General features: G+C 72.6%; 8 protein-coding genes. 5 read left to right on the forward strand and 3 right to left on the reverse strand.

From position 1 onward, the window contains the following. Window positions 1-1,582, forward strand: a 1,582-nt coding sequence (locus GTY56_RS34945; protein WP_237525177.1) for a hypothetical protein, incomplete at its 5' end; no start/stop codon positions are given. Window positions 1,583-1,616: 34 nt separating this feature from the next. Here GTY56_RS34945 and GTY56_RS34950 read toward each other — a convergent pair. Beyond that, entirely contained in the window at window positions 1,617-2,927 is a 1,311-nt protein-coding gene (locus tag GTY56_RS34950) for an ABC transporter substrate-binding protein (protein ID WP_161369300.1), read from the reverse strand. 117 nt (window positions 2,928-3,044) lie between these two features. Here GTY56_RS34950 and GTY56_RS34955 point away from each other — a divergent pair, with 117 nt between their 5' ends. Further along, complete coding sequence (locus tag GTY56_RS34955) at window positions 3,045-3,545, forward strand: SCO4402 family protein (protein WP_033312170.1); 501 nt, start codon at window positions 3,045-3,047, stop codon at window positions 3,543-3,545. A gap of 75 nt (window positions 3,546-3,620) precedes the next feature. Then, on the forward strand, window positions 3,621-4,502 hold the full coding sequence (gene purU, locus GTY56_RS34960; protein WP_161369301.1) for a formyltetrahydrofolate deformylase: 882 nt from the start codon (window positions 3,621-3,623) through the stop codon (window positions 4,500-4,502). A gap of 78 nt (window positions 4,503-4,580) precedes the next feature. Here purU and GTY56_RS34965 read toward each other — a convergent pair whose 3' ends face one another. Together GTY56_RS34965 and GTY56_RS34970 are read right to left on the reverse strand one after the other, a co-directional pair. Further along, complete coding sequence (locus GTY56_RS34965; RefSeq protein WP_161369302.1) at window positions 4,581-5,903, reverse strand: maleylpyruvate isomerase N-terminal domain-containing protein; 1,323 nt, start codon at window positions 5,901-5,903, stop codon at window positions 4,581-4,583. Continuing rightward, window positions 5,900-6,481 (reverse strand): sigma-70 family RNA polymerase sigma factor, encoded by a 582-nt coding sequence (locus tag GTY56_RS34970; protein WP_161369303.1) that lies wholly within the window; start codon window positions 6,479-6,481, stop codon window positions 5,900-5,902. The genes GTY56_RS34965 and GTY56_RS34970 overlap by 4 nt, the downstream gene beginning before the upstream one ends. A gap of 362 nt (window positions 6,482-6,843) precedes the next feature. On the opposite strand from GTY56_RS34970, the gene GTY56_RS34975 reads away from it, so the two are divergent. Then, a complete protein-coding gene (locus GTY56_RS34975; protein ID WP_161369304.1) occupies window positions 6,844-7,224 on the forward strand; it encodes an anti-sigma factor antagonist in 381 nt (126 codons plus the stop codon). 168 nt (window positions 7,225-7,392) lie between these two features. After that, the gene (locus tag GTY56_RS34980) at window positions 7,393-7,905 is read left to right on the forward strand and encodes an EF-hand domain-containing protein (protein ID WP_161369305.1); all 513 of its coding nucleotides are present in this window, start codon (window positions 7,393-7,395) and stop codon (window positions 7,903-7,905) included. The last annotated feature ends 92 nt before the right edge of the window (window positions 7,906-7,997 follow it).

A 7,997-nucleotide genomic window follows, 5' to 3' on the forward strand; every position in this document is an offset into this window, starting at 1 on the left:
GCCGGACGGGTCCGGCGGGCCCGCGACCCCCTACGCCGGCACGCCGGACGGGTCCGGCCCCTACGGCACGGCCCAGCCGCCCGCGGGTCACACCGGCTACGACCCGTACGGCGCCACCGGCGCGGGAGCCCCGCTGCCCCCGGAGGGCTCCGGCGCCCTGCCGCAGGGCACCGACGCCTACGGCGCCCCGGCCGGGGGCGCAGCCCAGGCGCAGCCGGGGCCGGGCGGGCAGGGGCCCCGGGGAGGCTCCGGGTACGGGTATCCGCAGGAGTCCGGACTGCCGTCTGCGGCCGGTGGCCACGGCGCCTCCGCCGGGGGTGCCGCCCAGCCGCAGCCGGGCACCGGTGCGCACGGGGCCGGACTCCCGCGGGCCGCTGACGCGTACGGCACCCCGGGAGCCGAGGCGTACGGCGGCGGTCTGCCGCCGGCCTCCGGTGCGTACGGGGCCACCGGCGGGGGTGCCCCCCTGCCCCCTCCCGCCGACGAGGGGGCCACCCAGTACATACCGCCCGTCCCCGGGGACGGGGCCGCCGCGGCGACGCAGTACCTGCCGCCCGTCGCGCCGTCCGCCGACGAGGGGGCGACGCAGTACATACCCCCGGTGGGCCCGGGGGCGCTGCCGCCCGAGATGTCTTCCCGGGAGGACCCCGAGGCGACGCGGTTCCTCGGAACCGGGCCCCGGACCGGGGCGGGAGCCGGGCCGCTGCCGGCCGCCTCGCATCCCGGTGCCTCGCATCCGGACGCCGAGGCGACGCAGTTCATCCCGCCGGTGCCGGGCGGGGACGACAAGCAGCCGCCCGCCGAGTTCGACAACCTCTTCCGCAGCCAGGGCGGCGCCGAGAGCCCCGCCGGGGCCACGCAGCAGATGCCCCGCGTCGAGCAGCCCTCGTACGCCGCTCCCCGGACGTCTCAGGATCCGCCGGCCGGAGGCCGGTCGCGCGGTGGCCGGACCGGCTCGCGGGTCCCCGTCATCGCCGCCGTCGGCATCGGCATCGCCGTCCTCGGAGTCGGCGCGGGCGCGCTGCTCGCCGGCGGCGGAGGCGGCGGTGACGACGACGGTGGCGACAACAAGACGGTGGCCGTCTCCGCACCCGCGTCGGAAGGCTCCGCATCCCCGTCCGCCGACCCGGCCCGGGCCCAGGCGGTCGAACTGGACAAGCTGCTCGCCGACAGCGGCAACAGCCGCTCCACGGTGATCAACGCCGTTGCCGACGTCAAGGGCTGCGACAACCTCGCCGAGGCCGCCAAGGACCTGCGGGACGCGGCCAAGCAGCGCACCGGGCTGGTCACCCGGCTCTCCGGCATCGAGGTCGACCGGCTGCCCGGGCACGCCGCGCTGACCACCGCCCTCACCAAGGCCTGGCAGGCCTCCGCCTCGGCCGACAACCACTACGCGGCCTGGGCCGACCAGACCGCCGGCAGGAAGGGCTGCAAGAAGGGCCAGGCCCGGGTGACCGGCCAGACCCAGGCCGGGAACCGGGCCAGCGGCGTCGCCAGCACCGAGAAGGCCAAGGCGGCCGGGCTGTGGAACGGGATCGCGAAGAAGTACGGCCTGACCGAACGGCAGCCGACGCAGCTGTGACGGGGGCGGGACGCGAACGGCCGGGCGGGGACGCTCAGTAGTTCACGTCGGCGTTCTCCAGCGTCCCGGTCGTGTCGACGAAGCCCTTGCGCGCCGAGACCAGCCGTCCCTCCCGCACCACCTGGAGAGTCACGTTCGCGTTGACCAGACGCGGGAAGCCCACGGCTGCGAGCTTGTCCTGGAACTGCCATCGCAGCGTCGGCGTGAGGCCGCCCGTGGTGACCTTCAGGCCGTCGTCCAGGGCCTCCGCCACCGTGTCGGCGGACACCTCGCCGTCGCCGAGCGACTCGACGACCTGCCGGAACACCGTGTAGGCGATCCACGTGGTCTGCACCCCGGCGTCCGCGGGGTCGATGCGGTTGTCGCCGAAGGCCTGCTCGCGGATCACCCGCTTCATGCCGTCCCAGCGCGGATCGCTCGCCACCGGGTACCAGCCGGTGATGTACGAGCCCTCGTAGGGGCCCGACGCCCCGCCGGTCGCGTCGATCACCGTCTGGTCGACGCTGCCCAGCACGGTGGCCGTCCGCACCTCGGGGTAGTCCTCGCGGGCGCGCCGGAAGGAGTCCATGAAGGTGCCGTTGCGGTCCCCCAGAGCGGGCACCACACACCCCTGGTCCGCCCTGTCGGTGCTCGTCGTGCGCAGGGCGCGCGTGGCCTGCCCGTCGTACTCGGTGCCGTCCTCCGCCGCCCGCTGGTCGTGCGAGGCCCGGTGCCCGCCCGCCTTCAGACCGGAGTCGAGCAGCGGGGGCAGCTGGTCGCCCGCGATGGTGTCGGGCCGGATCAGCGCGACGGGTCCGCACTCGGCCAGGGCACTGCCGAGACCGGCCAGCAGCGCGGGCTGGCCGCCGTTGACGGGGTACGACAGGGGGCTGGTGAACTCGGCGTTGGTGGCGCCGTAGCCGCCTATGTACGGGATCCCGGCGCCCTCCAGCGACGGGAAGAAGGAGTCCGCGTACTGGCTGTAGGATCCGACGACCGCGACCACGTTCTCCTTGGCGGCCCGCCGGGCGCACTTGGCGGCGGCCACGCTGTCGTTGTGGTCGTTGCAGGTCAGCACGTTGAGCTTGCGGCCGTTGATCCCGCCCTCGGCGTTGATCCAGCGGGCGTAGGCGTGGGCGAAGGCGGGCATGCCGGGCTTGTTGGTGGCCTTGGTGTCCTGCGGAGCCCAGGTCATGACGGTGATGGTGTCGTCCCCGGCCTCCCCCGTGGTGCCGGGGACGACACCGCACCCGGCGAGGAGCGACGCGCACGCGACCGCCGTGCCCGCGGAGAGGACGCCTTTTCTGGCGTGACGGGTGAGGAGGCCGGGGAGGAATGTGCTGCGGGTGCGTCGCCTGCCGGTCATGGTCCTGCACGATTCCGCCACACGGCTAACCCGTGAGTGATGTCCGGTCAACAATTGGTGACGCACAGGTGAATTGCGGGGGCCGGTGTGACCGATGTGGAGGGGAACGTACGATCGATGACCGTGCAAGCTTCGGAGAACTCTTCCCGTCGTGGCCGTCGCTCATCCACCATGGGCGGCATGCCTGTCAACGACATGCCGTGGTGGCGCTGGCGCAGCAACGTGCGCTCGGCGCTGCACATGCTCTCCGATCCCGGCTTCCAGCGGGACGTCTGGCTGGCCGGCGTGGACGGCTACGGCGACGTGACCGACGCGGTGTACCGGCTGGTCGAGGACACCTGGCTGGACCACTGGTCCGCCGAGAAGTACGTCGGCACGATCTTCCGCGACGCCCAGGAGGCGGCCCTCGTCGACACCGCGGTGCTGCGCGTGCTGCGGATCATGCACCAGGTCGGGCCGGACGCCCCGGTCGCCGCCTACCTGGAGCACGAGGCGTGGCCGGAGGCGGTCCGGGCGGCCCGGGAGGCGCACGTGCGGCTCGCGGCCGGTGACGGCGAGGAGCCGGACACGGCGCCGCGCAGCCTGGACGTGCTGCAGATCATGACGAGGTCCGCCTAGGCGGCGTCCCTCGTCGCCGTTCCGCACAGCGGGACGGTTGCCGGTGGTGTCGTCCCCTGTGGGACCCTGTCCTGCATGAACGAGCAGTCCACCAGCGCCGCGGTCCCGGCCGACCAGTACGTCCTCACCCTCTCCTGCCCGGACAGGAAGGGCATCGTGCACGCCGTGTCGAGCTATCTGTTCATGACGGGCTGCAACATCGAGGACAGCCAGCAGTTCGGCGACCACGACACGGGGCTGTTCTTCATGCGCGTCCACTTCTCGGCGGACGCGCCGGTGACCGTGGACAAGCTGCGGGCCAGCTTCGCGGCCATCGGCGACTCGTTCCAGATGGAGTGGCAGATCCACCGCGGCGACCAGAAGATGCGCATCCTGCTGATGGTCAGCAAGTTCGGGCACTGCCTGAACGACCTGCTGTTCCGCGCCCGTACCGGCGCGCTGCCGGTGGAGATCGCCGGAGTGGTGTCGAACCACACGGACTTCGCCGAGTTGGTGGGCTCGTACAACATCCCCTTCCACCACATCCCGGTGACGAAGGACACGAAGGCCGAGGCCGAGGCGCAGTTGCTGGGCATCGTGCGGGACGAGGGCGTGGAGCTGGTCGTGCTCGCCCGGTACATGCAGGTGCTGTCGGACGACCTGTGCAAGGCGCTGTCGGGGCGGATCATCAACATCCACCACTCGTTCCTGCCGAGCTTCAAGGGCGCGAAGCCGTACCACCAGGCGCACGCCCGGGGTGTGAAGCTGATCGGTGCGACGGCTCACTATGTGACGGCCGATCTCGACGAGGGGCCGATCATCGAGCAGGAGGTCGAGCGGGTCGGGCACGACGTGACGCCGGAGGGGCTTGTGGCGATCGGGCGTGACGTGGAGTGCCAGGCGCTGGCGCGGGCCGTGAAATGGCATGCGGAGCGGCGGATTCTGCTCAATGGGCGGCGGACGGTGATTTTCGCCTAGTAGCTCGGACTGTCCGGTTTCGTGGCGGATGCGGGTTGTGTGTGGTTGTTCGCGCAGTTCCCCGCGCCCCCAAAAAACTCACATCCTGCTCAGTGAAGCAGCCGCGAAGAGGACATCCCTGATCGCCTCCTTGTCTCCCACCTGGCCCGCCGCCGCCTCCTGCGGGGGGACATGGCCGGCGGCCAGGCGGCAGAACTCCACGCCGTCCAGGGCCACGTGGGCCACCTCGTGCTCGGCGGAGCCCTTCGCCGCGGGGGAGTCGAGGGGGATCAGCCACTCGCCGCCGCCCGAGCCCTCGATCTCCAGACGCAGGCTGCGGCCCGGTTCGCCCGCCGCGACCAGATGGCGATGGTGGGCGGGGGAGGCCAGGCCGGCCCGGCGGCGGTGGGCCAGGGCCGTCGGCAGCATCCTGGCCGCCAGGTCGATCATGCGGTGCAGATGGCGGGGCGAGGGCGGGTCGTAGGGGTAGTCGACCGCGTCGGCGATGTCCTCCGCGTGCACCCAGCACTCGAAGGCGCGGTCGAGCATCGCGTCGTGCAGGGGCAGTTCGAAGTCGCCGTACGACACCGGCATCTTCCCCGCGCCGCCGCCCGTGAAGGACACCGTGCGCACGAGGCTGTGACTCTGCTCCCGCCAGGGTGCGCGCACGAACCGGGTGGGCGGGAAGTGGGAGGCGCGCCAGAACGCCTCGGTGCGGGCCGCCGGGGTCGGCTTCCGGGGCGGGACGTCGCCCAGCGGGTCGTCCAGGCCGAGCGCGACCGACACCAGGCCGTCGACGCTGAGCAGATGCGCGATGACCCCGGCGACGGTGGTGCGGCGGCTCGTCGCCGCGTCGGAGCGGAACCAGCGCAGCCGTACCGGCGCGTGCCACTCGGCGTCGCCGAAGTCCTGAAGCAGGGCGTCCAGGCGGGCGGTCTCGGCGTCGTACGCGGCGGCCCAGTCCGGTACCGGGATGCGCGGCGGGCGCCGTTCCAGGCAGGTGTCCAGGACACGGGTGCGCAGACCCGGGTCCAGGTCGAGGCTCTCCGGGCGTTGCAGCAGGCCGACCGCCTCGCGCAGCCGCCGGGCCTCGTCGGCGCAGGAGCCGCAGTCGCCGAGGTGCTCCTCGACGGCCGTGGCCTCCTCGGCCGAGCAGGCGGCCAGCGCCCACGCGCCGAGCAGGGCCTTCAGCACGGGGTGTTCGAGGACGGGCGGGGCGGGCGGCGGTGGTGTGACGCCGAGGTCCGCCGGCGCGGGCAGAGGCAGCCCGCCGTCCTCGACGGAGGTGCGGGGCGTGGGTATCCGCGGCGGGCGCCCGGGCGCCGGGATGTCGTCCTTACCCTCCGGGCCGTTCTCCCCCTCGTGGCCGTTCTTCCCGTCGTCGTCGCCGTCGTGCGCCTCGAACCGTTCCGGCCCGTTCACACCGCACCCCCGTATCCGGGCGGTGCGCCCGGTGCCTCGGTGTCGTGGGCGGTGGAGAGCAGTTGCAGGCCCAGGCGCAGCCGGCGGCGGGCCTCGTCCTCGGTGATGCCGAGGTCGGCGGCGGTCTGGCGGTAGTCGCGGCGCTGGAAGTAGGCCCGCTCCAGGGCCGAGCGCAGCGGGACCGGCATGGACTGGACGATGTAGTCGGCGCGGGCCGCGACCGAGGCGCGGCGCACCTTGTGCTCCAGTTCCTCCGCGGTGCCGGAGCCTTCGCGGGCCAGGGCGGCGGTCTCGGTGGCGCGCAGCCGCTGCACCGCCAGCCGGTGGGCGAGTGTGGCCACCCAGGTGCGCAGCGGGCCCTGCTTGGGGTCGTAGGAGTCGGGATGCTCCCAGACGTGGATGAAGACCTCGCGCGTGATGCGGTCGGCGGCGCGCTCGTCGCCGAGCACGCGGTGGGCGAGGCCGTGCACGAGGGAGGCGAACCGGTCGTAGAGCTCACCGAGGGCGGCGGCTTCGCCGCGGGCGAGCCGCTGCTGCATCTTGCGGTCCCAGCGAGGCGGTACGTCCTTTTTCGCCATGTGGCCCCCTCACCCCCTGCTCGTCTCCCGCGCCCGTGCTCTGTCCAGCCTGTCCCCGGCGTCTCCTCGAATGTAGTCGGCACGTCCGCTCACGCACGCCCCTTTGTGGCAAAGTGCGCCCCCTGACCGGCCCCAGGTGGTAGGGGAGTGCGGGAGCTCGTCCCGCACGCCTTTGGACTCGCGCCTACCCCACCACCCTCTGATCAGACCTGACTGAAGAGGATCGAACAGGATCGAAGCCGACTAAAACAAGCCTCTTCTGCGGGGGATCCGTTTTTCGGGTTGTGTTTCAGGGAACTGCCGCTGGGCAGCCGCGCTGCAAGGAAGCGTAGGGACTGCTTCCGTTTTGGCGAGCGAGGGGCGTGGTGGTGACCTTCAAAGTGACCGGCGGCGAGCAGGGCGGATGGGCCGTGCTCCAGGTGTCCGGCGAGCTCGATCTGGTGACGTCGCCGGTGCTGCGTCAGCGCGTGCACGATCTGGTGGCCGAGGGGCACCACTGTCTCGTCCTGGATCTGTCCGAGGTGTTCTTCTGCGACTCCAGCGGCGTCGGCGTGCTCATCGCGGCCCGTCGTCTGATCCGCTCCTGCCAGGGCCGGTTGCGCCTCGTGCTGCCCGCCCGGGGCGCGGCCGACGGGTCCCACGTCAACCGGGTCCTCGGCGCGCTGGGCGTCCGCAGGCTGTTCGACGTGTACGGAGATGTGGACGCGGCCCTCGGTGACGAGGGCGAACCCCTCTCCGCGTGACGTCGCGATGACGCACGGTGGACGGAGTGTCGCCGTTCCGACACGCCGTTGTCCCGGTATTTCCCCGGTCTTGGCACAAGTGACGTTTTCCCGCGCCCGAACGGCTCCCTCCGTCGTACGCTCCGACCGATACTCACCCCACCCGACGTAAGGCGGCCCGAAAGAGACATGGTCAGCAGCGAGTACGAGCGCAGGATCGCCGACCGGTTCGCCACCTTCGACCAGGACGGCAACGGCTACATCGACCGCGAGGACTTCTACGGCGCGGCCAAGGCGCTGCTCACGGAGTTCGCCGTGACGGCCCGGTCCGACAAGGGGCAGGCCCTGTACGGCGGTGCCGAGGCCTTCTGGCAGGGCATGGCCGGCATAGCGGACCGCGACGGCGACCAGCGCATCACGCGCGAGGAGTTCGTCACCGGTGCGGTCAAGCGCCTGCGTGACAACCCCGACCGGTTCGCCGAGATCGCCCGTCCCTTCCTGCATGCGGCCCTCGACGTCGCCGACACCGACGGGGACGGCGCCGCGACGGTCGAGGAGGCGGGCCGCGTCCTGAAGTGCCTCGGTGTTCCCGAGGACGCCGCCGGGCCGGCCGCCGCCGCGCTCGACGCGGATGGTGACGGCAAGGTCGGCGAAGCCGAGGTCGTACCCGCCTTCGCCCGCTACTTCACCGTGCCCGAGTAGGGCCACGCGTCCGCTTCGCGGGATGCCGGTGCCGCTTCGCCGTAGGGGGTGTTCTCGGTGGGCGGCTGCGGGCCGTCCGTGGTTGTTCGCGC

This window comes from Streptomyces sp. SID5643 (assembly GCF_009872555.1).
Lineage (GTDB): Bacteria > Actinomycetota > Actinomycetes > Streptomycetales > Streptomycetaceae > Streptomyces > Streptomyces iakyrus.